This is a genomic window from Streptomyces sp. NPDC001493 (assembly GCF_053597235.1).
The window spans coordinates 34,204-58,719 of sequence record NZ_JBSFHV010000016.1 but is presented as its reverse complement, the minus strand read 5'-3'; the positions used below and the strand labels follow the sequence as shown (position 1 = coordinate 58,719).

The 24,516-nt window shown below is 66.4% G+C and carries 24 protein-coding genes and 1 pseudogene; 2 read left to right on the top strand and 23 right to left on the bottom strand.

Translation table 11 applies throughout. From position 1 onward, the window contains the following. Positions 1 to 21 precede the first annotated feature (21 nt). The 18 genes from ACWCWD_RS22640 to ACWCWD_RS22555 all read right to left on the bottom strand — a co-directional run bounded on the left by ACWCWD_RS22640 (position 22) and on the right by ACWCWD_RS22555 (position 14,238). On the bottom strand, positions 22 to 288 hold the full coding sequence (locus ACWCWD_RS22640; RefSeq protein WP_450774929.1) for a hypothetical protein: 267 nt from the start codon (positions 286 to 288) through the stop codon (positions 22 to 24). Then, the gene (locus ACWCWD_RS22635) at positions 285 to 605 is read right to left on the bottom strand and encodes a DUF6238 family protein (RefSeq protein WP_450774927.1); all 321 of its coding nucleotides are present in this window, start codon (positions 603 to 605) and stop codon (positions 285 to 287) included. The genes ACWCWD_RS22640 and ACWCWD_RS22635 overlap by 4 nt, the downstream gene beginning before the upstream one ends. Before the next feature lie 59 nt (positions 606 to 664). Next, positions 665 to 2,101, bottom strand: a complete 1,437-nt coding sequence (locus ACWCWD_RS22630; protein WP_450774925.1) for an ATP/GTP-binding protein — start codon at positions 2,099 to 2,101, stop codon at positions 665 to 667. Next, positions 2,098 to 3,624: an SCO6880 family protein gene (locus ACWCWD_RS22625; RefSeq protein ID WP_450774923.1), complete on the bottom strand. Its 1,527-nt coding sequence runs from the start codon at positions 3,622 to 3,624 to the stop codon at positions 2,098 to 2,100. Before ACWCWD_RS22625 ends, ACWCWD_RS22630 begins: the two co-directional genes overlap by 4 nt. Before the next feature lie 6 nt (positions 3,625 to 3,630). Next, positions 3,631 to 5,259, bottom strand: a complete 1,629-nt coding sequence (locus ACWCWD_RS22620; protein WP_450774922.1) for a hypothetical protein — start codon at positions 5,257 to 5,259, stop codon at positions 3,631 to 3,633. Beyond that, positions 5,240 to 6,340, bottom strand: a complete 1,101-nt coding sequence (locus ACWCWD_RS22615; RefSeq protein ID WP_450774920.1) for a hypothetical protein — start codon at positions 6,338 to 6,340, stop codon at positions 5,240 to 5,242. Before ACWCWD_RS22615 ends, ACWCWD_RS22620 begins: the two co-directional genes overlap by 20 nt. 192 nt (positions 6,341 to 6,532) lie before the next feature. Beyond that, on the bottom strand, positions 6,533 to 6,871 hold the full coding sequence (locus ACWCWD_RS22610; RefSeq protein WP_450774918.1) for a hypothetical protein: 339 nt from the start codon (positions 6,869 to 6,871) through the stop codon (positions 6,533 to 6,535). Between the two features lie 38 nt (positions 6,872 to 6,909). Beyond that, the gene (locus ACWCWD_RS22605; RefSeq protein WP_450774916.1) at positions 6,910 to 7,887 is read right to left on the bottom strand and encodes a C40 family peptidase; all 978 of its coding nucleotides are present in this window, start codon (positions 7,885 to 7,887) and stop codon (positions 6,910 to 6,912) included. A gap of 10 nt (positions 7,888 to 7,897) precedes the next feature. Further along, on the bottom strand, positions 7,898 to 8,020 hold the full coding sequence (locus tag ACWCWD_RS22600) for a hypothetical protein (protein WP_450774914.1): 123 nt from the start codon (positions 8,018 to 8,020) through the stop codon (positions 7,898 to 7,900). An 870-nt stretch (positions 8,021 to 8,890) separates the two neighbouring features. Next, the gene (locus tag ACWCWD_RS22595) at positions 8,891 to 9,439 is read right to left on the bottom strand and encodes a hypothetical protein (protein WP_450774912.1); all 549 of its coding nucleotides are present in this window, start codon (positions 9,437 to 9,439) and stop codon (positions 8,891 to 8,893) included. 72 nt (positions 9,440 to 9,511) lie between these two features. Beyond that, on the bottom strand, positions 9,512 to 10,615 hold the full coding sequence (locus ACWCWD_RS22590) for a DUF2637 domain-containing protein (protein ID WP_450774910.1): 1,104 nt from the start codon (positions 10,613 to 10,615) through the stop codon (positions 9,512 to 9,514). Beyond that, complete coding sequence (locus tag ACWCWD_RS22585; RefSeq protein ID WP_450775190.1) at positions 10,615 to 11,001, bottom strand: DUF6195 family protein; 387 nt, start codon at positions 10,999 to 11,001, stop codon at positions 10,615 to 10,617. The genes ACWCWD_RS22590 and ACWCWD_RS22585 overlap by 1 nt, the downstream gene beginning before the upstream one ends. A gap of 11 nt (positions 11,002 to 11,012) precedes the next feature. Further along, entirely contained in the window at positions 11,013 to 11,363 is a 351-nt protein-coding gene (locus ACWCWD_RS22580; RefSeq protein WP_450775188.1) for a DUF4326 domain-containing protein, read from the bottom strand. Further along, positions 11,363 to 12,046: an ATP-binding protein gene (locus ACWCWD_RS22575; RefSeq protein WP_450774908.1), complete on the bottom strand. Its 684-nt coding sequence runs from the start codon at positions 12,044 to 12,046 to the stop codon at positions 11,363 to 11,365. The genes ACWCWD_RS22580 and ACWCWD_RS22575 overlap by 1 nt, the downstream gene beginning before the upstream one ends. A 47-nt stretch (positions 12,047 to 12,093) precedes the next feature. After that, complete coding sequence (locus ACWCWD_RS22570) at positions 12,094 to 12,939, bottom strand: hypothetical protein (RefSeq protein ID WP_450774906.1); 846 nt, start codon at positions 12,937 to 12,939, stop codon at positions 12,094 to 12,096. Continuing rightward, positions 12,936 to 13,298, bottom strand: a complete 363-nt coding sequence (locus ACWCWD_RS22565) for a hypothetical protein (protein ID WP_450774904.1) — start codon at positions 13,296 to 13,298, stop codon at positions 12,936 to 12,938. Before ACWCWD_RS22565 ends, ACWCWD_RS22570 begins: the two co-directional genes overlap by 4 nt. A gap of 56 nt (positions 13,299 to 13,354) precedes the next feature. After that, on the bottom strand, positions 13,355 to 13,939 hold the full coding sequence (locus tag ACWCWD_RS22560) for a WhiB family transcriptional regulator (RefSeq protein ID WP_450774902.1): 585 nt from the start codon (positions 13,937 to 13,939) through the stop codon (positions 13,355 to 13,357). Positions 13,940 to 14,037: 98 nt separating this feature from the next. Continuing rightward, on the bottom strand, positions 14,038 to 14,238 hold the full coding sequence (locus ACWCWD_RS22555; RefSeq protein WP_450774900.1) for a hypothetical protein: 201 nt from the start codon (positions 14,236 to 14,238) through the stop codon (positions 14,038 to 14,040). A 507-nt stretch (positions 14,239 to 14,745) separates the two neighbouring features. Here ACWCWD_RS22555 and ACWCWD_RS22550 point away from each other — a divergent pair. After that, positions 14,746 to 15,618, top strand: coding sequence for a helix-turn-helix domain-containing protein (locus tag ACWCWD_RS22550; protein ID WP_450774898.1), 873 nt, complete (start codon positions 14,746 to 14,748; stop codon positions 15,616 to 15,618). Between the two features lie 94 nt (positions 15,619 to 15,712). On the opposite strand, the gene ACWCWD_RS22545 is transcribed toward ACWCWD_RS22550, so the two are convergent. The 4 genes from ACWCWD_RS22545 to ACWCWD_RS22530 form a co-directional block, all read right to left on the bottom strand. Further along, entirely contained in the window at positions 15,713 to 16,339 is a 627-nt protein-coding gene (locus ACWCWD_RS22545) for an HAD-IA family hydrolase (protein WP_450774896.1), read from the bottom strand. Positions 16,340 to 16,557: 218 nt separating this feature from the next. Further along, positions 16,558 to 17,781: an MAB_1171c family putative transporter gene (locus ACWCWD_RS22540; RefSeq protein ID WP_450774894.1), complete on the bottom strand. Its 1,224-nt coding sequence runs from the start codon at positions 17,779 to 17,781 to the stop codon at positions 16,558 to 16,560. Positions 17,782 to 17,921: 140 nt separating this feature from the next. Beyond that, positions 17,922 to 18,440 carry a hypothetical protein gene (locus tag ACWCWD_RS22535; RefSeq protein WP_450774892.1) on the bottom strand — a complete coding sequence of 173 codons (519 nt, stop codon included), beginning with the start codon at positions 18,438 to 18,440 and terminating at the stop codon, positions 17,922 to 17,924. Between the two features lie 1,182 nt (positions 18,441 to 19,622). Next, a complete protein-coding gene (locus ACWCWD_RS22530) occupies positions 19,623 to 21,266 on the bottom strand; it encodes a recombinase family protein (protein ID WP_450774890.1) in 1,644 nt (547 codons plus the stop codon). A gap of 69 nt (positions 21,267 to 21,335) precedes the next feature. On the opposite strand from ACWCWD_RS22530, the pseudogene ACWCWD_RS22525 reads away from it, so the two are divergent. Further along, positions 21,336 to 23,413, top strand: a pseudogene (locus ACWCWD_RS22525) (thioredoxin domain-containing protein). A gap of 81 nt (positions 23,414 to 23,494) precedes the next feature. On the opposite strand, the gene trhA reads toward ACWCWD_RS22525, so the two are convergent. Next, positions 23,495 to 24,181 carry a PAQR family membrane homeostasis protein TrhA gene (gene trhA, locus ACWCWD_RS22520; protein WP_450774888.1) on the bottom strand — a complete coding sequence of 229 codons (687 nt, stop codon included), beginning with the start codon at positions 24,179 to 24,181 and terminating at the stop codon, positions 23,495 to 23,497. Positions 24,182 to 24,516 lie beyond the last annotated feature (335 nt).

The following is a 24,516-nucleotide window of genomic DNA, read 5'->3' as shown; positions in this document are numbered from 1 at the left end:
GTGCTCCGGAGGAGAGGGGAGTCAGCTGGCTGCGGAGCGCTTCTTCGCGGGGCTCACCCCGGGTGTGCCGCTGCCATGCCCGTCGTCGCTGGTGAGGGAGGGCCTGATCTCGGTGGCCTTCAGTACTGCCTTGGCCGACATCTGGCGCTTGAGCTGTGCCTTGCTCGCAAATCCGGTGTCGCGCCGTCCGCGGTTCAGCAGGACCAAGAGCATTACCACGGTCACTGCGCACACTGCCGTCACGGCGTACAGGGCGGGGGAGGGACCGACCGGCATGATGCCCATCACGCGGACCTCCGAGCGACGCGAGCCGCCAGGTAGCGCATCCGCCGGCCGCACAGTCGCGAAATGGACGCATCGGGCCCGGCACAGCGCGGGGGCGCTGTGTGAAAGGCGCTGTGCAGGTCCTCGGCGGCTCGCCAGATGTGGGCGACGGCCGTACGAACACGTCCTCCGGCGGCGGCATGATCGCCGTGGTCCAGGACGAGGGCCAATTCCTGCGCACGCAGGGCGAGGCCGAGAGCTTCGGCGTGCAGCTGGTCGATGTCCTGCCGGACCGTGCGTTCGTCGGCGCGGAGAGTTGAGTGGTTGGTGGTGATGGCCATGGGCAGGGCACGTTCCGTATCTGCGGGGAAGGGGGCGGCGGAGAGGGGGCGGTGGCCGCTCATTCGGTGTCCGGGGAGGTGCTGGTCAGGTCGGTCATCGAGCCGGAGGAGAAGCAGAGGTGCTGTTCGGCTTCGACCAGGAGGTGTTGGACGCCGGGGTAGATCACTTCGCCGACCTTCCACAGCGCGATCCCGCGGCGCAGGCGCATGATGTGCTCGGCCGTCCAGGACGGCAGGCCCAGTCGCGCCACTGTCGCTTCCGCTTCGGCCTTCTTCTGGCTGTAGATCACGATGGTGTCGGCCATCTTCAGCGCCGCTTGGGTCTCCGGGCTGTCGTCGATGTCGGAGAGGTGATGGACGATGAAGATGCAGGACAGGCCGTATCCCCGGGCGAACTTGAGGAACTTCTCCAGCAGCAAAGCGAGTTGGGGCGTCCCGAGGATGTGCCACGCCTCCTCGCAGACCAACATCCGCTTGCGCTGCGTGTAGCGGCGGCACCCGGTGTTGCGGTTCGGCCCCAGCTCCCAGGCCCCGGAGTTCGCGTCGACCACGATCCGGTCATGGGCTCCCGGCTCCGTGCCGCACTCGCACAGCGGCCGAAGCCAGACCTCTTCGAGGAACACGCTGATGACAGCGACGAGGATGGTCATTGCCACGCCGCCGGACGGGACCTTGGTCAGGTCGAAGACGATCATGTCGGCGTCGAGGTCCACGCCGAGGCTGGTCGGGCCGTCGAGCATCCCGGTGAGGTCGCCGGTCGCGTCCTGCTCGCTTCCGCAGAGCCGGTCCAGGACGTAGGACGCCTCCAGGCCGTCACCGAGGAGTTCGGCCCGCGTGCGCTGCTTGGCCGTCGCGTCGGACTCCTCCGGGGAGCGCAGCGCGGCGGCGACGTCGGCCAGGACCGGGGGCCGGCCGAGGTCACCGGCCCGCTGATGTGCCCGGCGGATCGCGATGCGGAGCGCGGAGCCGGCGAACTCATCCAGGGTCTTCCCGAGACCGAGTTCCACGATCGTACGCACCAGCTCGACCTGCCGTTTGCCCGCGATGGCGGGGTCCATCGGGTTGATGCACGAGGCACCCCGGCCGCCGCCGGGCGCGAACCGCACCGGGGCCTTGCCAGTCAGCGAGCGGCCGAGGGCGGCCCACTCGCCTTCCTCGCGCTCCTTCTGCTCCTTGGTGTCCAGGACGACGACCTGACGGCCAAGGCGGATCTGCCGGGCGGCGTATGTCTTGGTCAGGGCCGACTTTCCCCGGCCCGTGTCCCCCATGACGATCATGTTGCCGCCGGGCAGGCCGTCCCCGAAGGCCGAGAAGGGGCAGTAGATGAACGCCTTGCCGCTGTACAGCTCGCGACCGATGATCGCGCCCGCCGTACCGAGGGTCGGCGGGGCGATGGGCAGGTACAGGGCCTGGCTGGTGGTCGTCTCGGTGTAGAGGGGACGGCGCACCGTCTCGTGCATCGGCGACAGCGGGGCGAGGTCGAGGAGGTCAGTCACTTGATGCCTCCGGCGAGGGGAAGGGTCGTGGCGAAGGCGCGGGCGTGTTCGAGGTCGAGCCATTCGATCCGCAGGTGCGCGTTGCGGGCGCGGGAGGCGGTGGTGCGCTTGGTGCGTTCCAGCTCTTCGACGCTGCGCGAGGAGATGGTGATGTAGCCGACGACGGCGGAGCCGGCCGCGCCGGAGGACGCCAGGTTCATGCCGCGTGATCCGGTGGCGGTGGCGGCGATCTGGTCGCGCGGGTCGATGGTCTTGCCGCGCCTGAGGTTGCGGTCCATCTCGGCTCGGTTGTTCGTGTCCTCCGCGAGCATCCGTTCCACGGCCTTTGAGTTCGGTTCGAGCTGCTGCGTGATCGAGATGGTGCGGATGACGTCGGGCATTCCGATGAGCAGAGGTGAGAGGAAGTCCGGGCCGACGGGGATGGTGGGCCATCCGACGACGGCGGCCGTGGCGTGGTACCAGCTCTCGGTGGAGCCCGCCGCGCGGGTGGAGAGGTGGGCGCCGTCGCGGACGTCGACGTTGCGGGGGAAGGCGTGCGCCTGCCGGAGGTCTGTGTCCCAGATCGCGTGGTCGGGGTCGTAAGAATTGCGGATGAACGCGGTCATCCGGCCCGCGTCCAGGGGCGCGATCACGGAGAGGTCGGCGTCCTCCGCGCGGGACCACAGCTCATCCAGGTACGCGGCCATCGCGGCGGCGATCCCCTCGTCACCGGTTCCGCGGGCGGCGCCCTCGGCCGCCAGGTCGCGGGTGAACTTCGCGTGGATGGTGATGTAGTAGCGGTGCTCCTCCGCGCTGGTCGATACGGCGCGGGCGAGCACGTCGTAGCAGTCCTTCAGCCACTGCGGCGCGTCCGCCGTCGCGGCCGACTCGTCGCGCTGCGCGATGAACCGCTGATGTGCGTAGGGGTCGCTCTTCATCTGCCGGGCGAGGACCTGAATCCGCTTCACCGGGTGCTCTTCCACGTTGCCGAAAGCGTCCAACAACTCGCCCCAGCGCTCCAGGGCGACGACCTGCTCACCGACCTCCTTGCCGCCGAGACCGGGCGAGGCGATCTCCAGCGTGGCCGTGACGCAACCGGCCTCCGGCTGGAGGACCACGACGGCCTGCTGCCCGCGGACCGTGACCGGCACCCACGTCATGCCCGCGATGCCCTCCGGCTCCACGAGGGCCGCGTCCGGCGGCGTGCCGTTCGCGCGCACGCCGGCCTCGACAGCCGGGGACACCCACACGCCGCCGGTACGGCGGAGAGCCTTGCGGTGGTACCGGTCGATCCGCCACCAGCGGTACAGCGTGCGCCGCTGGGATGTGCCCTTGGGCCGGTACGGGGCGTACACGATGACCAGGGCGAGCAGGATCGGCAGGGCCAGGCCCGTCGCGGCGACGGCCGTGACACGCTGAAAGAGGTAGCCGAACAGGATGCCGGTGACGGCTCCGCCACCGAGGACGACCTGTTCGCCGAGGTCGCGGCGGCCCACCAGCCCCGTGGGGCGGTGCTTTCCGAACTGGTACGTACGAGTCGACATGGTGTGTCACTGATCCTTGCTGGGGTTCGGTCGTCCGTGTGCCTGGCCGCCCGAGGGCCGCGACGGCGGCGGGGACGTGACGGAGGGCCCGGAGCCCGAAGTGGTTCCTGATGTGGAAGAGGGGGCGCCGGACGGCATCGGACTAGTGCTGGACGGCGGCTGCTGGGGCGTGTCCCGCGTACCGGTACCTCCTGGCGGGCGTCCGGCAGACGCGTGCATGCTGGCAGCGGACCAATCCGGAGGAGAACCGACCATCGGACCGGAGGACGTTCCCTGGGGACGAGCGGAAGCCGGTGCACTGGCCGGATCGGCGGCGCCGCCTCCCTGCTGGCTTTCGCGCGATTCGTGCCTTTCGCTGTCTGCTACGTCGCTGCTCTGCGCGCCCGGGAAGTTGGTGGCTCTGCTCTTCGCCATGCTGGCTCCGGCCTTGGCGAGGGCCAGTCCAGCTGCGACCGGTCCGGCCGCAGCGGTTCCGCCGCCCATCCTGGCGCCAGCGGTCTTGGCGCCAGCAGCCGTTGAGCCAGCAGCCTTTGAGCCGCCGACCAGCGAATCCTGGACGTGGGTGCCCATCGCACGGTTGGCATGCTGGGCCGGGCCGTCGATCGCGGCGGCCGGGCCGGAGGACTGGGCGCTTTTCCGGTCGTGGTGGAGGCTGGCCATCTCGTCGCCGAAGGCCGGTACCCACCGGTAGACCGTGGCGGACGCGAAGACCGAGAGCAGGAGGATCAGCGCACCGACGAGGATCTTCGAGACGGCGTCGGACATGCCCCCCGACGTGTCGCTGAGGATTGCACCGCCAAGCCCCAGGAGGGCGAAGAGGATCGGCTTGCTCAGCCCCAGAGCGAAGATGGCGCCGAACCACTTCTTGCTCTTCTTCCACAGATCGTGATCGACCAGCCCCGCGTTCACGACGGGCCCGAGCGCCACGGCTACGTAGATGGCTGCGCTGCGAATCAGCAGCTCGATCCACATCAGTAGGGCCCCGCAGAGCATCACGAGGTTGACGACCAGCAGCACGCCCACGCTGTCCCCGGGGTCGACAGCAACCATGACCTTGAGGACGCTCTCCAGGAAGGGCTGGAAGTTGCTCGTCGCGTAGGGCTCGAATACGGCCGTGACCTCGTCAAGAGCCTTCATCAGGAGCGCGAGCGCGCCCGGAGTCATGGCGTTGACCACGAACTGGAGAAGCAGAAAGCCGATCGCTTCGGAGACTGCGGTCACCAGCCCGACTCCGCGAACCGCCCGTTTGGCGACAGCGACCAGCCAGAGCGCCACGGTGAGCAGGCTGGAGGCCGCGAAGATGATCGCGTACTGCTTCAGGAAGCCGGGGCTGGTGAGGTCGATCTTCGTCGTGCCTTGGATCAGCTCCAGCATCTTGCGCAGGAACCACACGTCCGCCTCTGTCAACTTCTGCAGCAGGAAGCCCAACGGGTCCTGGACGAAGTCGATGGCCGCCTTCGCTTCGCAGACCATCGGGATGTAACAGAAGGGGTTGGCCACGGCCGAGGGCACGAACACGAATGCGATGAACACGCCGGCCATCGCTATCGCGTGAAGACGACGACGCCAGTGTCCCGGGGTTCCTCGCTCGACGGCCAGCAGGCCGGGGGCGTCGTCACGCAGTCGCAGGCGCATTGCCGACACCTCCCACCGTCGCGAAGCTCTCGGCCGAATCCGCTTCCTGCATGGACGGAGGCGAGGGAACGAGCGGTGCGGACGGTGTGACGGCCGTTGTCCTCCAGGTGCCGTTCTCCCAGACGAGGTCGACGGTCATCCGCAGGAAGGCGACCTGCGGGCGCTGCGTCTCGTCCGGCCCGGCGATGCCGCCCACGGACGCAGTCCAAAGCTCGATGCTCGCAGCCTGTTCGGCGTAGGAGACCGAGCGGGCGGCGAGCACGGCGGTCCGCGTGATCAGTTCGCTGCCGTCGGCGGTCGTGCCGTCCGCGCCGAGCCCCCGGTTCTCCACCACCAACTGGGTCGTGGAGTCGGTCTCCTCAGTGGCCGAGCGCAGCACGCTCGATGAAGCCGTGGCCGCCAGCATCCGGTGCCGCCAGTCCTCAACGGTGAAGAACCGCGGGTCGCCGTAGAGCATGGTGGCACTGACCGCTGCTGCACGCGCGCCGCGCGCATCGTGTGAGTACGGCAGCGGGAAGCCGCGCTGGTCGACGGCACCGCTCAGCACGGGGTCTTCTGCGGCGGCCGGAACGTAGTCCGAGAAGTCACCGGGAAGGCTGGATGCCTGCCGCACGTCGATCGGCGCGACCAGCCCTGTAGAGGCTGAACTAGCCTTCATTTTCCAGTCATTGGACTCCCACACCAGCGTGACGGTCACGGAGTCGAAAGCCATCTTCGGGGTGACCCGCCCAGCTGCACTGCCTCGAACCGTCGTCGTCCACAGCCGTACCACAGCCTCGTGGGCGTCGAAGCCCAGGACGCGAGCCGACAGGACGCCGGTGCGGGCAATGGTCATCTTGGCGGAGCCCTCGGAGGCGTTGCCCAGGAGGGAGTCGGCAGCGGCACCGGCGACGAGGTCGGCTCTCTTCACCGCAGCCGGGACCGCATCCTTGGCCGCCATGGCGGCCACCGCGTGGTGCCGAGCGCTCTTGTCCGTGAGATAGAGCGAACTGCCAGCAACCGTGGTGAAGGTGGCTGCGGCGGCCTTGGCCCCAGAGCGCGTGTGCGGGTAGCCGACGGGGACACCGTTGAGGTAGTGCACGCCGTTGCCGCTCTCCTGCGGAGCCGAGTGAGCTGGTGTTGACGCAGAGGGGGTCGTCGCCGACGGGGTGCCGGTCGCCAGGCTGATGACCACCCCGGCCGCGGTGACCAACGCCGTGCCGGTGGCGGCAACCCCCCAGAGCGTGGCCGACGGGCGGCGCGCAGCGCTCCTCTTGGAACGGGAAGCCACGGGTCACACACCCATGCCGTAGGTGCTGGCGAAGATGGTGCCGAATGACGCGACGAGGAAGACGACGGTCAGACCGCCGACCATCATGCCCTTGCCCCGCGAACTGTCCATCGTGGAATGGCCATCACCGAACCACCCCTTGGATTTCCCGACGCCGACGAGGAAGACGCCGGCACCGACGGCGAGGACGACTGCCGCGATGACGCCGAGGAGCACCTTCGCCGTGCCGCCGATTTTCGTGAACGGGCCCCAGTCGGGCTGCACGCCGGAGACCACGTCGATTCCGGAGGCGAGGGTCGAGTGCAGGGTTGGATCGGCGGTAGCAGAGAGGAAATTGTGCATTGTGAGCCCTTTAGTTCAGTAAGTGGTTCTTGGTGTGATCAGCCGACGTGTCGCATCGCGATGATCTGCGGGGTCCAGTACGCGATCGGTTTGATCCGCACCTGAGCGCCGGTGTGCGGGGCGTCGATGACCTGTCCGTCACCGATGTACATGCCGACGTGTTCCGGACCAGCGCTGCCGGGCACGCTGAACAGCAAGTCACCCGGCCTGAGTTGGGAAGCGGCTTCGACCGCGGTTCCCGCGTGGACCTGGTCGTATGTGGTGCGAGGCAGATTCACTCCCGCCGCTGACCAGGCCATCTTGGTGAGCGAGGAGCAGTCGCAGCCGCCAGCGCCTTCGTATGGCATGACGCAACTGCCACCCCAGCGGTACCAGGTGCCCAGAGCTGTCTTCGCGGCCGAGATCGCGCGGGCGGCGCCCTTGCCGGCCGGTGCGTCCGGATTGACTGCGTCCGTCCACTTCGAGGCGAGAGTGCGGATGGTGCGGACGTAGTCGCGGGTCTCGGGGTACGGGGGGACGCCGCCGTACTTGATCACCGCGCCTTCGCCCGCGTTGTACGCGGCCAGCATGTTGTCCGTCGAGTCGCCCGGCACCTTCTTGACCGCAGCGGCCAAAGTGCAGTCGTAAGCGGCCTGTGCGGCGATGGCATCGGCAGGGTTGCGGACGTCCTTGATCCCGTCGCCGTCGCCGTCCTTACCGTGCTGGGCCCAGGTCCCTGGCATGAACTGAGCGATACCGACGGCGCCGACGGGCGAGGTAGCGCCTGAGTTGAAGTGGCTCTCCGTGTAGAGCTGAGCCGCCAGGAGCGAGGCTGTGACCTGCGGGCACTCGCCTGCATGCGGGTTGATCAGCTCGCGGACCCAGCCCGGCACGGGGGCGTCCGTCGTGATGCCGCCCCCCGGACCGGCCTCTTGCGCAGAGGCACCGTCGGCTCCTCCGAACGTGGTCAGCAGGGTGACACTGGTGATGAGCCCTGCCGTGACGAGTCCCAGGCCAGCTTGCGTGCCCTTGTTCATCGTGGTCCCGTCAGGCCCAGGGCAAGGCAGTGACGCGCCAGCCCTGGGAGGTGTGCTCCAGACGGAGCGCGATCTGTTCGCTGCTGCTGCGCAGGGGGCCGGACTTGGGGGTGGTCGTGAGGGTGTAGTTCACACGGACTAGAGCGGCGGTGGCCGTCACCGCCGGTGCGCCGTCGGGGACCAAGGCGGCAGTGATCTTCGCCGTTTGGCGAGCCTTCTCGGCCCGCAGGGCGGCCCAGGCGGCATCCTGGCCCGGACGCTTCTGGGCGAGTACGCCCGCGAGTTCCCCCGAGGCGAGCCGGGCGGCCCGAGCGCCGGCATCCGCGTACGAGCTGTCGGCACCGTCGCGGGCGTCGTGCTCCGCGTAGGACGTGGCGAAGGCCCGGGCTGCCCGCTCAACATCTGCCGGGAGAAGAGAATCTGGCGGGGCTGCGACAGCCCGGCTGCGCGACGGCGATGCGTTGGGGGAGCCCGCCGTGACGGATCCCGGACGCGTGGACGTGGTCGAGGTCGCGGAGGTGCCGCCATTCGAGCTGGAGCAGCCAGCCGACAGAAGAACCAGGGAGCCAGCCACACATATTGCAGATGATCTAGGTATGGAACGTGTGTATCGAAGCATGGGGGAAACGACCTTGGTGCAAGGGATTTCGGAAGTGCGAGCGGTGCCCCCTTACGAGGCGGTGGGGGCGCCGCCGCAACGCAGGAAGAATAGGATTCTCCTGCGGGCTTCACCGGCGAGTGTTGAAAAATAGAAATGCGGCCCTGAAAGGGGCGCACGTCACCTCGCGTCTATGAAGCGGGGGAGCTGCCGACTCATATCAAGGCCATCAGTCCCTACTTGATTCGAAGGAGATCTTGAATGGATCTCCATGGCCGAAAAGCCTTGTGGCGATGGCCGTGTCTGAATCCTTGCAGGAGTCTGCGGACAGTTCGAATCAATAAGAAAGCCGGAACTCAATTCTATGAATTGAGTTCCGGCTTTGGGTGGAGCGGGTTACGGGACCTACGCGGAGATGCGGCGCAGGTGCTCGATCGCCACGCCGAGCCACGGGGCGGCCGATCCGCTCAGGAGCAGGGGCGCGCAGGTGCTGTACGAGAGCACCACGGCGGGCGCTTCAACGGTGGCCCCGGTAAGGAGAGCATGGTCGAACGGCATCCATTCGCGAGTTCCCACAGGCAGGAGCCGTACCCCGGCCGAGGTGAGCACCACCCGGGCGCTCGTGTGATCGCGCCACTGCGGACGGGCGGCGTGCTCTGCTTCGTGTCGGCGGCGGGCGTCGAGACGGCCGTTGCTCACCCACCGCCGACCGAAGGTCGGATGGTTCTCGAAGTAGCCGGCCGAGGTTGGGTAGACGACCGTCGTTCCGTAGAAGCGGGCGGCGGAGCACGCCACGTCCGCGAAAGCGACCTCTCCGGCCGCCAGGACAAGGTCGTCCGTCTGGATCGGCGTAAAGCTGCCACCGCTCCGGAGGTGGGCCGCGAGGGTGAACGCTGCCTGTACCGCGTTAGCACGTGCGGCGTCATGCGCCAGGTCGCGCTGACGAGACCACATTGTCGGTCCTTCCTGGTCAAGCCAGCAGGCCGGGGTCTGTATGGCACACCCCGGGCCCGCCATGAGATGAGATCACCACAGGGCGCTGGAGGCGGTGACGGGTTCCTCCGCCACCTCGTCGCCCTCTTCCTTCAGCCGGGCCAGCAGCAATCCGAGGCGGTCGTTGCTGATTGCCCGGTGCCTGCGGACGGCTTCGCCGACAACCTCACGACTGGTCCGTCCGGCCCGCTCGGCTGCGGCCCGTGCGATCGGCAGCAGCTCTGCCGCCCAGTCGTCGTCCGCCTCCCGGTCCTGGGGGCGATCCGGGACGGACGGCTTCTCCTCGTCCGCCGGGACGCGGTCCGCCTTGGGCACAGAGGATTCCGTGCTCTCCGGGACTGCCGTGGACGGTACGCCGTCCGGTCCGTCGCAGTCCGGTCCGTTCGCGCTCTCGCTCGCGTTCTCCCGTCCGTCCGCTTCTACGGACGGACGGGCCGCAGCGACCTCCGCACGCCCTTCCTGGCAAGGCAGGAAATCGGCTTTCCGCAGGTCAACGAGTTCTGCGGCAGAAGACGGCGGCACGGACGGACCGGCCGTCAGAGGCCGGGGAGGCACGGGTGCCGACGCTTCCGAGGTGAAAGGGCGGTGCTGGGCTGCGACGTGTTCGAGCGCCGGGGACATCTCGCGGACCGGTCCCGGACCGGTATCAGCGCGGTCCGGGACCGCTCGCTCAGCCGTCCGCGCCATCAGAATGTAGAGGTGGACCGACCCCGCCAGCGCGAGAGGCGCGAGCATCGACAACCCCCCGACGACGCTGTCCGTGAGGTGCAGCGCGGACCGTCCGGCTTGCGGGGAGTCGTTCAGCGTGACTGCGTGCAGCGAGTTCGCCCCGAGACTCGCCCCGGTCGCCGCGAGGAACAAGAACCACGCGTAGAGCCGCGCCGCGAACCGCTGATGCCGAAGCAGCACGATGGCCCGCACGCCGTAGGCGATGAACCCGTCGACGAACACGGGGAACAAGAATGACAAGGACTCTCTCGCGTGGATCGCGAGGGCGATCTGACGCAGAGCGTCGTACGAGAAGACGAAGCCGGCCGCGCCGAGCAAGACGATCGCACTGCGGTCCCAGAAGGTCATCTCGCGCAGGCTGCCCTGCGGTTCGGTGCTCTCCGTTGTGTCTATGCGTGCGTATGACATCAGAGGTTCCCTCCGTGACGAGGGCTGATCTGTGAGAGGAGTAGCCCCAACTGCTCCAGGGACGTGACCTTGTGGACCTGCTGACTCGGACAGCTCACGCACGACACCCGCAACGAGATTCGTTCCGTGCCGCCCTGGTCGGAGTAGTACAGCTCCAGGTGCTGGCCCCCTATCGTGTCGAGCGACGCGAAGGCTTGCAGGTGCTCCTCGAAGCCGAGAAGCCCCAGCACTTCCCACCTGAGCGTCACTGCGGCTTCCCCGAGGAGAGCGCGTGCGTACCTGGACGCCGCGGTGGTCGACCTCGGCCCCCAAGTCCTGAACGCAGCGACCCTAGCGGTCTTTCGCCACTCCTCCGCGGTGGCGAGGTGCGTGGCCGCGGCAGCCATGATCGGGTGAGTCATCGGGGGCCTTCCAGAGGATCAGGGGTGATCGGCGCGTTGCTGTCGCCGAGCTCGTTAGCGAGGCGGAGAAGGACGTCCGCGTGACACGGGGCGCCAAGAGGGCAGGTGCACATCAGGTCGAGCCCGCGCAGCGCTCGGGCGAAGCGAACGGCGTACTGGCGTCCGACGGGCCCTCGGAGCGTGGCCTCGAAGAGGTCTACCGACTCTGCGGCGTCCATCGGGGGACCGAGCGGGGAACGGACCCCGGCGGTGAACGGGTTCGAGTACTGGCTGCAAGGGCCGACGTATGCACAGGCTGTGGGCAGCACTGCGGCATCTCGGAGCGCTCCACAGAGGCGGACTGGCATCACGCCACCCTCCCGCCACGGCGCCGGTCGGCGCCGATCATCGGAACGAGGGTCGTGACCATCTCGGCCAAGCGGCTGGCCACACGCGCCCCGACGTAGTCGGTCAGGTCCGGCCCGTTCTCATCGCGGGCAGGAAGGTTGCTCGTGATGATCGTCGGCAAGCAGTGGTTGTACCTGAAGTTGACCAACCGGTAAGTGATTTCCTCAGTCCACTCGGTCGTCTTCGCCGTACCGAAATCATCGAGGAGTAGGTATTGAACCCGGCAGAGCCGTTGCAGCTCGTGCTCTGCGGAACCCATGACCTGTGAAGGGCGCAGACTGCCGTACATGTCCGCGCTGTTCACAGTGATCAACTCGAACTGGTTTGGTCCGCCGGCCGCAATCCTCCGCAGGGCCCCGAAGGCCTCGTGCGTCTTGCCCGTTCCGGTGAGGCCGGTGAGAAGCAGAGCTCCAGCCTCAACGTTGTCCTTGAGTGCCCGGTCGGCCCAGCCGATCACTTCTGGCAGCGTGGCCTCAGCATCCTGGAACCGGGGAGGCGTTGCCGTTTGCCAGCGGTTCAGGGCGTAGTCGGCCCGCACCCGGGACTGCCACCCGCGGATTCCTTCCTTCTCTCCGGACGCCTCGTCGGAGGAGTCGGACTCTGGCACGACTTGAAGTCCTTTCGCGGCGAGTATTCGTTCCATTGCGCGCATCGTCCTTGCACTGCCCGCACGTTCCGGATCGGCCACCATCAAAATCCGTTCTGGTAAGCGCTGTGAGCAGCGGTGTTCTGAAAGGGAACGAAGCCGTGAGACGGCCGACGCAACTGCACGACGTTCCCGGAGGAAAGTTCTGTGGGAACGTGGGAAGGCAGATCCGCCCAGATGCGCAGCAGATAGCGGGCGGACTGCGGAGGACGGTCCGCGTTCCAGCGGCGGCCCACCAGTTCGACCAGCCGTTCGCTTCCCCAACGGGCCGCGAGAGCTGTTACCCGACCCCACTCGGCGCCGGTCAGCCGCCAGCCAACGATCATTCCGGCGTTGGTCATCGCCGCCACGAGCTCCTTGGAGCCCTCGGGAACCTCAACTGAATCTGACTCGGTCGAGGGTTCTCGGAGATTCGAACCAGCAGAGCTAGCTTGCTTTTGAGTGGTAATACTCCCGTAGGGAGTATTACCACTATGCGTACGTGAGGAAGAAACTTCCGAGTCGTTCTGAATCAACTTCCACTTTGCGTTCGCCGCAGGGGGGTTCGGGGAATGTTCTTCCTGGAAGTTCCTTCCGGAGGGCGAAGCGGGAAGTTCCACCTTTTCGAGCGCTGCGGCGGCGCCGGCCTGGTCCACGAGGAGAATCAAGTAGCTGTTGGGATGGGCGGCGCCGCCTCCGCGCTCGCGGCTGAGCTCTCCGAGCGATGCCAGGTCGCGGAGGCACGACGTGATGGCGCGCACCGTGAGTCCGGTCAGTCGTGACACCTCGTTCAGGGTCAGGGCGACCCTGCCCTGGTCGTCTGCCTCGCGGGCGAGAGCGAGCAGGACTAGCCGTGAACCACGGCGCGACTTGGACTTTGACCAGACCACGGCAGTTGCTATCTCGCTCATTCGCAGATCCCGTTGAGTATCGCTATCCGCCGTTCCGGTGCGAGGCCGAAAGATTTGTCGTCTTCAGGGACGTACCCGTTCTGGTACGGCGCCGGGGTGAGATAAAGTTCTGTGGTCGGAAGGTAGAGGTCATGAGTGAGGCGCCAGTCCGCGACGCCGCCAAAGGTTTGGCGGATCAGTCGCGCCACGCCTTCTTCGGTTTCGCGGTCGAGAAACACGCGATAGAAATCCGGCTCGAACAGATGAGCTGAGGCTTGTCGCTCTGGGAAGACGCGGACAAGCACGACAGTGCTCGAAATTCCACCAATCGCCTCGCCAAGGTTTTTCCGTGTCGAAGCGGTAAGGTTATTTTTGGTCATAGTGGCTCCCGGAAGGAAAGGGATTCCCTGCTGGAAAAGACTGGTGCTCGCAGCCGTCAGGCAGCGTTAGCATCTCGTGGCGGCGCGGCCATTTCGGCGTGGCACTTCTGGCGGTAGATCCGTGCGAGCTTCAACAGGTAGTCGTGCGATACCCCGAGGCCCCTGGCTACGGCGGCAGCGTCAATCGAGGGGTCCGTTGCGAACCGAGCGATCACTTCACTGCGCTCAGCCTTGCTCAAAGTCGCAGTGGAGCCGCGTAGCGCCCGTTGAATGGCTGCCTCGTTGGTACGCGTCCGCCAGCTGAACCGCAGAGCGGAGCGCTCCGATGCCATCAGACCTCCGCGAATCCCGAACGCCTCGTCGTTCCGTATGGAATCGATCAAGCACCTGGCAGCTGTCGTCAGCGGACAGTTCGCGCACAGGTTCAGTGGCCGGACCAGGGAAAGACCCAGACGTTCCGCCGTTTTCTCGGGGTCGGATTGCGGGCCGTCCCCGCTCGGGAAGAACATGCTGGTGTCCCGCCCGACGCAGGCCGCGTTTTCGGCCCAGTGCTTTCCTTGCGACTTCTCCGATGCCGATATAAGAGGGCCCCAATCGCCCCTCAAGGCTGCTCCGGCGAGGTCGGATATTGTGGTTCTCATTTTGCCTCATGGTTTAATCAGCGCGCGGAGCCTTGTTCTGACTGGCACTGAAGAGGAATCCGAGAGCTTTCTGAACTCACGGAAGTGGGAGGCGCGAGCTACGCAGCTTTGCCGTCGGCCAAGATTTCGTTGGCAGGATTTGGGAAGCTGTACACGTGCGCATCGCCAGGGACCGAGAACTGGACGTCGAGGATCTTCCCCAGCGTCTCCCACTTCTCGTGGTCCCAGTCCGGAGAGGCGTCGAGTTGTGTCTGCACCCACGCATCAATGGAGGCGTCGAGGTCGTCCGTGTCGGCCACAGCAGCCTTCACGCTTCGGGCCGGAGAAGCGCAGCCGGATGTGCCGCCTCCCCAACAGACGTGAAGGATCGCAGACGTTGGGCTGCCGCTTCGGTACAGAGATCGCGCCCGACGGCCCGCGTAGCAGTGCTGCCACGCCGGGAAGAGAGGCGGAGAGCGCGTCCGACGACGCGGTTGAGCTGCTGCTGTCGGCAGTCAGCAACGGGGGAATGGATTCCCTTCGGCATGACGAGCATGCGATACTCCATGGCTGCTAGAAACGCGCGCAGCGGCCTCTCGCCAAAGATGTTCCGCTGCCGCGTTGTAGTGAATCGGCGCCCCTCGGGGTGCTGGCCAGGCGTCCAAGGGTTCGTAGCTCTTGGACGCCTGGCACCATAGAGAGGGCGAAGCCCGACCAACGGGCTCGATACAAAAACGTACACTATTTTCGTGAATGTATCAACCCTGGACTACGGTTGCCCCTAGCGTCACCCTGACCTGCCCGATCGTCCCGCTGCTGGAGTTCATGTGCCACGTCAATTCGACGGCAAGCGCGTACGTGTCGTCCGGCGGGGCGAAGACCTGAGCCAGGGCGAGCTGGGCGCCAGGGTGGGCGTCAGCGGTGCCTCCGTTGCGCGGTGGGAGAACGGCGACGATCACCCCAAGGGTGAGAAGCTGCCGGCGATTGCCCGGGCGCTCGGTCGGCCGCTCGCTGAGCTCTTTCCTCATGACGGCCCCGCGGACTTGCAGCTCTTGCGCTGCGACGCCGGCCTCAGCGTGGCTCAGGCCGCCGCAGTTATCGGCACGAGTCGTGTGCCGGTGAGCAACGCGGAGAGTGGTCGGCGCCGACTGAATGACGCGTACGTGCCACAGCTTGCAGAGGCGTATGGGGTGACCCAAGCGGTCCTCTTGGCCGCCCAGGACTACTCATTCGGGCTCCGCCCCGCCGCCTCGGCTGGAACCCGCGCGTCGGCCCCCCGCGCGATCGGAGAAAAGATCAACTATCTCCTGGAGCACGGGTACGGGGACCAGCGGGCACCTTCGGATGAAGAAATCGCACGACGCGTGAACGATCATGCGGGCGGCCAGGTCGTAACCGTCGAGGGCATCGTCGCCCTTCGCGCGGGCGCGGCGACGGAAGCTTCCGATGCGGTGCGCGCTGGCTTGGCCGCAGCCCTCCAGGTCGACGTCGCGCTCTTCCAGGACGATGCCGATGTCACGCCCGCGGCCCGAGAATTCCTTGAGGCGATCCGCTTCCTCGGTTCGATCCAGCAGGGCCAGATTCTTGGACTCGCTGCTCGTGGTAACGGCCAGGGCCTGTCCGCCGAGATGATGGCCAAGATCAATGATCTTGTTGAGGAGTTGAAGGGCAAGCTGCCAGAAGTGCCAGACGAGGACTGACCCTCTCGGCTGCCCACGACGCGAAGGGACTGCGGCGTTACCCCCGTTGGGTAACGCCGCAGTCCCTTCGCTCTTCCTGACTCCCAGGCGTCGGCTACGACGCGGTGAGATCCACACCTAGCAGGTCGGAGAGAGCGTCCACCGTCTGCTGGGGGTCCCGGTTGTGCACCCCTGCGAGGCCTAGCTGCTCGGCGGCTCGTACGTACGCTTCGGTGTCGTCGACGAAGATGCACTCGCTCGCCGGCAGGTCCATGAGCTTGAGCGTGATCTCGAAGAGCCCCTGGTCAGGCTTGCGCATCAGATGGTGCTCTGAGATCACCACGACGTCGTACAGCTCTTCAAGGTTATAACCGGCGTAGAGATCCCACGGGGTGAGTCCGACGGAGTTGGACAGGATACCCACCTTGATCCCCGCGCGCTTCGCGGCGGCAGCTGCGTTGATCAGCAGTGGCTCGGGGCGAAGGTCGCCGAAGATGCGGCCCATCAGGCCGTCGGGGGAGACCCCCAGCATCTTGCCCGCGAAAAGGTTCCACTCCGTCTGGGAGACCGCTCCGCGCTCAAGGGCGCTGGTAATCTCGACACCCTTCTCGTCCTTGTACAGCGCCGAGAGACAAGCGCCCTGCGGAAGGCCCTCACGTTGCTCGAACGCGAGCACCGCGGGCAGCAGGGGTGTGGTGAGCACTCCGCCGAAATCGAGGATGAGGCCAGTGCGGGTAGACATGCATGAACTCCCATTGATTTGCTGAGATTCGGACATCGGTCCAGACAGGACAGCGTCCAGCCCCGGCTACATATGGTGACGACATTTGCTGTATGTCGCAGACCAGGGTGCACAGGTTGGTGGATAAAAGCCTATGGTCCGCCCAACTCACGGTACCAAACCAGTTCACGTGGCGGAGGGTGCCGAATGTCACTCGCCCGTCGCAGTCGCTGAACCGTTTAGAGCTCCCCCCTTACCGCGCACGCGAGAAGATCCTGTGCCTGATTTTCGGTAATGCTTGAATAAGCTGTGCTGACTCGCGCCAGCCAGGCTGCCTCGCCATCGGTATCGACGAAGGGTTTCTCGCGTAGTGGAGCGGGGGCCTCGATGCTTGATGGATTAGCATCAACGGTTTTGAGTGCGGCCTTAACCCAATATGCCTCTGCGGCTGGCTCCGGGTCAGAATGAGAGGAAGTGGCGTCCTCTGCGGCGAATATGAGCTCCCGCGGAGCGTAGTAACGCAGGCGTTCGCAAGCGTCGGCGATGTCCTGGGTCCACCGGTCAAGGCGGACGTCGATGGGTACGCGCATGAGCACGATTTCTGTAATTCGCCCCCCCGGGGGGTAGAGGCTTGTTCCCGGAAACGCGTCCACCAGATCGAACCAAAGCGGGTAGATCCTGTTTAGGGTGCGCCACGTCTTCCATCGGACCGCTGCCGCGCGAGTGGTAGGAATACTTGCTCCAGCTGCGACGATCAGGAAGAGAAGGTCCATCCATATAGATTCGGCATCCACGACGAACCGCACCGTCGAGCGGGTCAAGTTGAATGCTACTGCGATCCACATGAGGCCGATGCGGGCCAGTGAGTGAACGAGGCCCATCCACATCGCAATTGCCATCAGGCCCAGCCCGATACGCATACTCGTGCTTTCCGCCTGCCGTGCTGCCCGTGTCCACTGGTAACCGCACACCGTGGCCGTCACCAAGGGAAAGAAATAAAAGACGGTCATGTAGACCGCCACGCCCACCTGTCCTGCGTGGTCTACGAGGAAGTCTTGACTCTGCTCCTTCCGTTGGACGACGGAGAAAAATAGAGCCGTGAGCAGAATTACGCCTACTGCTCCCGCCGTTGGGGACACGCGAGCGATCCAGCGGGAGACCGCTACATGACGGGGCACGACTGCCTTCGTGCTCTTCCCGTAACTGGTGGCGACGTAGGTCAGGGCGGCGATGGTTGCCGCAGTGCTGGCGAAGTGCCTCAGCAGGGCGTCCAAGTCGACCACGGGAATTCGATCTGAAGCCGACATGACCGCTGGCGTGTAGAGCCACAGGGCGACTGCGAATCCGGCATAGCCGCCCCAGAGTGCCCGACGGTGAAAGTCACCATAGCGAACTGCCGGGAATCTCCATACGGCGATGGCGGTGATTACCAGCGCGGTCATATACTTGAAATAGTCGGACATCGAACCGTGGCTAACTGGGTGAGCCGGGTATGCCCGCCCCGGAGGCCGGCTTACCACAGCATTAAACGTGACTAGTTGGACAGGGGGGGGAAACTTATGAGACCGAGGAACCCTCATCAACGAGTGTCTTCAAATCGCATCTATCGTCTGCGCCGTGGCGGAGCTACCGGGTGAGCAAGCGAAGATTCCAAAAGGCTGACCATGTCATCGCCTGCGATCGACTGACGGCGCGCCAGTCGCTTGATCAGTGAAGCCGAGAGTTCAGCTTGCTTTTCCTCGGGGCTATCGAAATCCACCCGCCCCTGAACCACAGCTGACGGAAATCTTCGGATAACTTCCTGGCGAATGCGATCTGGGACGTAGCGTTCGATCTCGATGGGCGTCAGAGTGGTCCCATGGTCAAGCCATTCGTGCGCCAGCTCGTGCAGAATGATGTGTTCAGTTTGATTTCGACTCGAACGGCGACGGTAGAGAATCAATGTGAATTCCGGCGCTTTGACCCGAAGGCCACATGCCGAGCCCAGCCCTCCGTCGGCGTCATCCAGCGGAACTAGCCGTATCTGCCGATCCAGGGCTCGCTCCATATTGCGCACTAGCGCCTCAACGCTGAAAGGAGCGGGGATGGGGAGGTCGGTGAGAAGCCTCTCGCATTCCTTCATGAGTGCGCGCTGTGAGGGGTCTCTACGCCAACGCATATTCGCTCCATTGGAATGCTGGTGTTCGTCGCCAGTCTCACACCGGGTCGTACGCGAGGTGCTGGTGGTCAGGAGATTGGTGGGCTCCGGGTGTGCAAGGGTCGGTCGATTGGCGGCCGTATCCACAACTGATCGTACAAGGAGGGAAGTGTGGCTAAGTGCGATATGCCCGGACTGGCCTTGTTGTTAATGTCACGCGAGCCACCAATTCCATGATCAAAATTGGGCGACAGGGCTCTAAGTGATCTTTGATCCCTTGTGCTGTCGCGAACATGACCTCGGTCGCCTTTCGGCTGGCGGGGCCGGGCCTGCGGCCGCGCCCGAACGCCGTCGAGCACTGGCCGTGGCGAGGAGTTCTCGGTGCACGACGGGGGATGGCGCTGACGCGCAGGGTTGGACCTGGCCGCGCCGCATGGTGACGCCTTGGCAGTGTCTGGGGCGGAACTGCCGGCCGTCGGCCGTGTGCTCGGGCTGATGTGCAATCTCCGTCGAGGTGGCGAGCATCCCGGTGATCGTGGTGAATCGGCTGGACCCGGCAGGCGTTACGGCTGGGCGTGTAGGTCGTTACGGCGTACACGTCGCACATCTGCGTGGCCGCGCTCCAGACAAGTTCCTCGCCAGGGCTCGCCGCCACGGACCGCGAGCGGGTCAGAATCCCCGACATGGACGACGGACTTCGACTCCGCGCCGCCCTCCGAAACCTACGGGCGGATCAGAACCTGCACGTTCAGCCGTAACGGCCTCAGCGACCTGCACGTCCAGACGTAACGCCTGCCGGGTCCAGCCAATTCACCATGATCAGCAGGGTGCTCAGCGCCCCGACGGGGACCTGGCAGCAGGAGATCGGCGGAGGGCGTGCGGATCGCGCCGCAGCTGATGCCGCAGGCCCGCGCGAGCGTTGGGTGGCGATGGACCGCCCAGGGTACGCGGTGCGTACGTCGTCGGTCGTCGTGGCCGCAGGGTGGGCCCCGCCCATCGCACCCTTGGCCTCGGCGGCGCGTAGTCCGTCGTAGGCCAGCTCGCGTTGGAGTGCACCAACGGTAGAAAGGACCCACCATGAACTTCAAGGTGGCCCGCAGTTCTCCGGTGCGCGGGTGGCGGGCGGTAAGCCCCATTGTGGAGGGGGGCGCTATCGGCGCAAAACTTCTACTTCCACACTGGGGTGATTCTCTTGGGGTCCGGGGTCTTACTCCCCTTCCTGCCGGGCTGAACTTGTACAGCCGCGAAAATCTCGAACATTACCTTGCGCTTCTGTGAAAGGTCATATTCGCCGGCAAGCCATTTTCTGGCGACGTCGTTAGGTGCCTCGTTCTGTGTCTGTGTGGCCAGTTCGAAGGTGGCTCGCTCGCGGCGAAGCTTTTTAATTTCCTTTTCCAATGGAATTGCCAGGCGGTAGAACATGTCGGCAGGGATTTCGTCGTCCTGCCACTTACTTTCCAACCCGGCGAGCTTGTCCGCCTTCTGCTGGAGTTTCTGCTCGTCAGGCCACGTGGCGCGGATCGGAATATAAGTTGACTGCGCCTTTTTCAGCTTCTCCAGCACCAGGCGCTGGAGCTGTCCGTCCACCATCGGTCCCGAGATCGAGTTGTGCGAGCAGCTTCTGCACGTGTAGACGTACGGGCTGCGCTTGCTGCTCGCTTTCGTTCCACCCATGGGCCCGTTGCACACGCGCGTCTTCACTGCACCGTCGATCTCCACCTCCAGGGGGAACTGGCAGCGAAGCAGTGTTGAACCCAAGTACTTGATGGTCTTCGGGATTCCGGTGATCCTCGGCGTGCCGCTGCCGCGACCGAGGTAGGTGCTTCCCGCTTTGAAGGTGGCGCACACCGCCTGCCACTTCTCTGGGGTGGTGACGGTTTCCCATTTCCCCACAATTGGTGAACCGTCGTCATCCAGGCAAAGTTCGCCACGGTTCGCGCGATACCCGCATACGCGCGGAGCCGTCATCATTTGTGTGAGCGTCTGCGGCCCGATGTCAACTCCACGAGTTCCCGTCAAACCTTGCCGCTTCGCCTCAATGCAAAGGACTCTCACCGCCTTTCCCCTGATGCGCTCGTCGATAGACCATGCCAGGAACTCTGACTCGATTGGCCGAAGCGTCTCCCGGTCCTCCTCCCAGCCGAACGGCCGAGGGCCACTGTGAGGCAGGCCGTCAAGTATTCGGTCCTGGTGCCAGTCACGAATTCGACGCTTCTTCTTCATCGCCTCGGCCTTGTTGACCACTGCCATGATGCCCGTCTTGATGATCTCGCTTTCCTCGGTGAGATCCATTGGCCCCGACGGGGTGTAGAAGCGCCGGCTCGGGTCGAGTGTGATCGCCTCGACAAAGTCCTCCCAGTCCCGGTCCGTGCGCTGGACGCGGTCTTGGTCAACGCAGATGACCCCGTGGATCGGGTAGCCCTCTGGGGTGTGCCCTCGCTGGAGGTCTCGAAGCATCGCTTGGAAGTCCGGCCGCACGACATCCCGCTTGGAGGCTGAAAGGTCATTGTCGGTGTACCTGTGAACGACCACAGCATCGTGGCGCGCTGCGTACTTGTCGTTGCGGCGATGCTGGTTGGCCACCCCCTTGCCTGCTGACCACGCGGATCTCGCGGCCTTCTTCTTGTTGTGTTTGCGCCAGTCGTCGGAGATGCGGGAGTACGCGATCAGGAAGGCTGTGCGGGGGTGGAGGAGGGCGAGCTCGTCCGGAGGGGCGAGGCCGGCCGGCCTGCCCCGCAGCTCAAGATCGCTGAGGTCCGCGTCGTCGGGCGCGGTGAGCGCGACCACCTTGTTGTTAGGTGCTGTGTACATCTTGTAACTCCTGGCTCGACCCCTGTGGATGTCGAGGCTGGACGCTTTGGATCGTGCAACGATGCCGGTATGAACAGACTGGCTAACGCACAGTCGCCCTACCTACTCCAGCATGCCTCCAATCCAGTGGACTGGTGGCCATGGGGAGAGGAGGCGATGACGGAAGCTAAGCGGCGGGACGTGCCCATTCTCTTGAGTGTGGGCTATGCGTCCTGCCACTTATGCTTCTGATAATTTACTGGTGCCACGTCATGGCGCACGAATCCTTCGAGGACGAGGACACGGCCGCGTACCTCAACGCCCACTTCGTCCCGGTGAAGGTGGACCGGGAGGAGCGGCCGGACGTCGACGCCGTGTACATGGAGGCGGTGCAGGCGGCGACCGGGCAGGGCGGGTGGCCGATGACCGTGTTCCTGACGGCGGACGCCGAGCCCTTCTACTTCGGTACGTACTTCCCGCCCGAGCCCCGGCACGGCATGGCGTCGTTCCGGCAGGTGCTGGAGGGCGTGTCCGCCGCGTGGACCGAGCGGCGCGGGGAGGTCGCCGAGGTGGCGGGGCACATCGTGGCGGACCTGGCCGGGCGGTCGCTGGCGCACGGCGGGCAGGGCGTGCCGGACGAGTCGGACCTGGGGCGGGCGCTGCTGGGGCTGACCCGGGACTACGACGACACGCACGGCGGGTTCGGCGGTGCGCCGAAGTTCCCGCCGTCGATGGTGATCGAGTTCCTGCTGCGCCACCACGCCCGTACCGGCTCCGAGGGCGCCCTGCAGATGGCCGCGGACAGTTGCGCGGCGATGGCGATGGGCGGGATCTACGACCAGCTCGGGGGCGGGTTCGCACGGTACGCGGTGGACCGGGAGTGGACGGTTCCGCACTTCGAGAAGATGCTCTACGACAACGCGCTGCTCTGCCGGGTGTACGCGCATCTGTGGCGGTCGACCGGGTCGGACCTGGCCCGCCGGGTGGCGCTGGAGACGGCGGACTTCCTGGTCAGGGAGCTCCGGACGACCGAGGGCGGCTTCGCATCGGCGCTCGACGCGGACAGCGAGGACGCCGCGGGCCGGCACGTGGAGGGCGCGTTCTACGTGTGGACGCCCGCCCAGCTCCGCGAGGTGCTCGGCGAGGAGGACGGGGCGTTCGCCGCGGCCCGCTTCGGGGTGACCGAGGAGGGCACCTTCGAGGAGGGCTCCTCGGTGCTTCGGCTCGATGCCGGTACGGCGGCGGACAGTCCCGACGGCGGTCCCGACAGCGGTCCCGACGGCGGTGACGCCGACGCCGAGCGGGTCGCCTCCGTCCGGGCCCGGCTGCTGGTCGCCCGTGAGCTGCGGCCCCGGCCGGGGCGGGACGACAAGGTGGTCGCGGCCTGGAACGGTCTGGCCGTCGCGGCGCTGGCCGAGACGGGCGCGTACTTCGACCGGCCCGACCTGGTGGAGCGGGCCACCGAAGCCGCCGACCTGCTGGTCCGCGTCCACCTGGGCGAGAACGGCCGGCTCTGCCGCACCTCGATGGAGGGGCGGGCCGGGGAGAACAGCGGGGTGCTGGAGGACTACGCGGACGTCGCCGAGGGGTTCCTCGCGCTGGCGTCGGTGACCGGCGAGGGGGTCTGGCTGGAGTTCGCCGGGCTGCTGCTCGACGTGGTGCTGACCCGGTTCGCGGGGGAGGGCGGGCAGCTGTACGACACGGCGGACGACGCCGAGAAGCTGATCCGCCGCCCGCAGGACCCCACCGACAACGCCACCCCGTCCGGCTGGACGGCGGCGGCCGGGGCGCTCCTTTCGTACGCGGCGCACACCGGCTCCGAGCCGCACCGCACGGCGGCCGAGGGCGCGCTCGGAGTGGTGAAGGCGCTCGGGCCGCGCGCCCCCCGGTTCGTGGGCTGGGGGCTGGCCGCCGCCGAGGCGCTGCTCGACGGGCCCCGCGAGGTGGCGGTGGCCGGGCCGGTCGGCGGTGAGCTGCACCGTACGGCGCTGCTGGGACGGGCGCCGGGCGCGGTCGTCGCGGTGGGGGAGCCGGGCGGCGGGGAGTTCCCGCTGCTGGTGGACCGGGCGCTGGTGGGCGGGGAGCCGACCGCGTACGTCTGCCGCCACTTCGTCTGCGAGACCCCGACGACGGACGCCGAGGAGCTGAGCCGCCGGCTGGGCGGCTGAGCGCGCCGGTCCCGGAGACGGCTGTGGCCGCGGCCTCGAAAGGCCGCGGCCACAGCCGTCCTGGCGTCCCTGCGGAAACGATCAGCCGTGCTGGTAGGCGACGAGCGAGATGCCCACGTAGTGGGCGACGAACGCGGCGAGGGTCAGCGAGTGGAAGACCTCGTGGAAGCCGAAGAACCGCGGTGAGGGGTTGGGCCGCTTGAGGCCGTAGATCACACCGCCCGCACTGTAGAGCACCCCGCCGACGACGACGAGGACCAGGACGGCGACGCCGCCGGCCCGCATGAAGTCCGGCAGGAAGAAGACGGCCGCCCAGCCCATCGCGATGTAGCAGGGCGTGTAGAGCCAGCGTGGTGCGCCGACCCAGAACACCCGGAACGCGATCCCCGCCAGCGCCGCCGCCCAGACCGCCCACAGCAGGGGACGCCCGGTGGAGTCGGGCAGCAGGAGCAGGGTGAGCGGGGTGTACGTGCCCGCGATGATCAGGAAGATGTTCGCGTGGTCCAGCCGCCGGAGCACCGCCTCGCCGCGTGGGCCCCAGGTGCCGCGGTGGTAGACCGCGCTCACGCCGAAGAGCAGGCAGGCGCTGAGGACGTACACCGCGCAGGCGATCCGCCCCTTGGTGCTGTCCGTGAGCGTGATGAGCGCCAGCCCCGCGACCAGAACCGCGGGGAACATTCCGGCGTGCAGCCAGCCGCGCATCCGTGGCTTGAGCGGCACTGCGTCCAGGACGGCGGATTCGGGTGCGGACGCACCGGCAGCAGTCATGTCCGCATGCTACCTACGCCTCCGTAAGTACCGCCTATGGGTGGCGGTGTTCACGCTCCGGGCGGCGGTGTTCACGCTCCGGGCGGCGGTGGCCGTGCTCCGGAGCGTGAAGGAGTTCCCGGATTCTTCCGACGATTTCCGATGATTCCCGGAGCTTCTGGGCCTGCGGGGAGTCCCTTCCGAGGGTGTCGAGGCGGACACGGCGAGTGGTGATGCTCACATGTGAGGCCCCCTGGACAGATGGGCGCCTGCGGCGGATGATCAAATGAGTGCGGTCGGCACCGGATGAGCGCCAGGGATGACGCAGTCGAAGCGTCCGGGTCGAAGCCCCCACG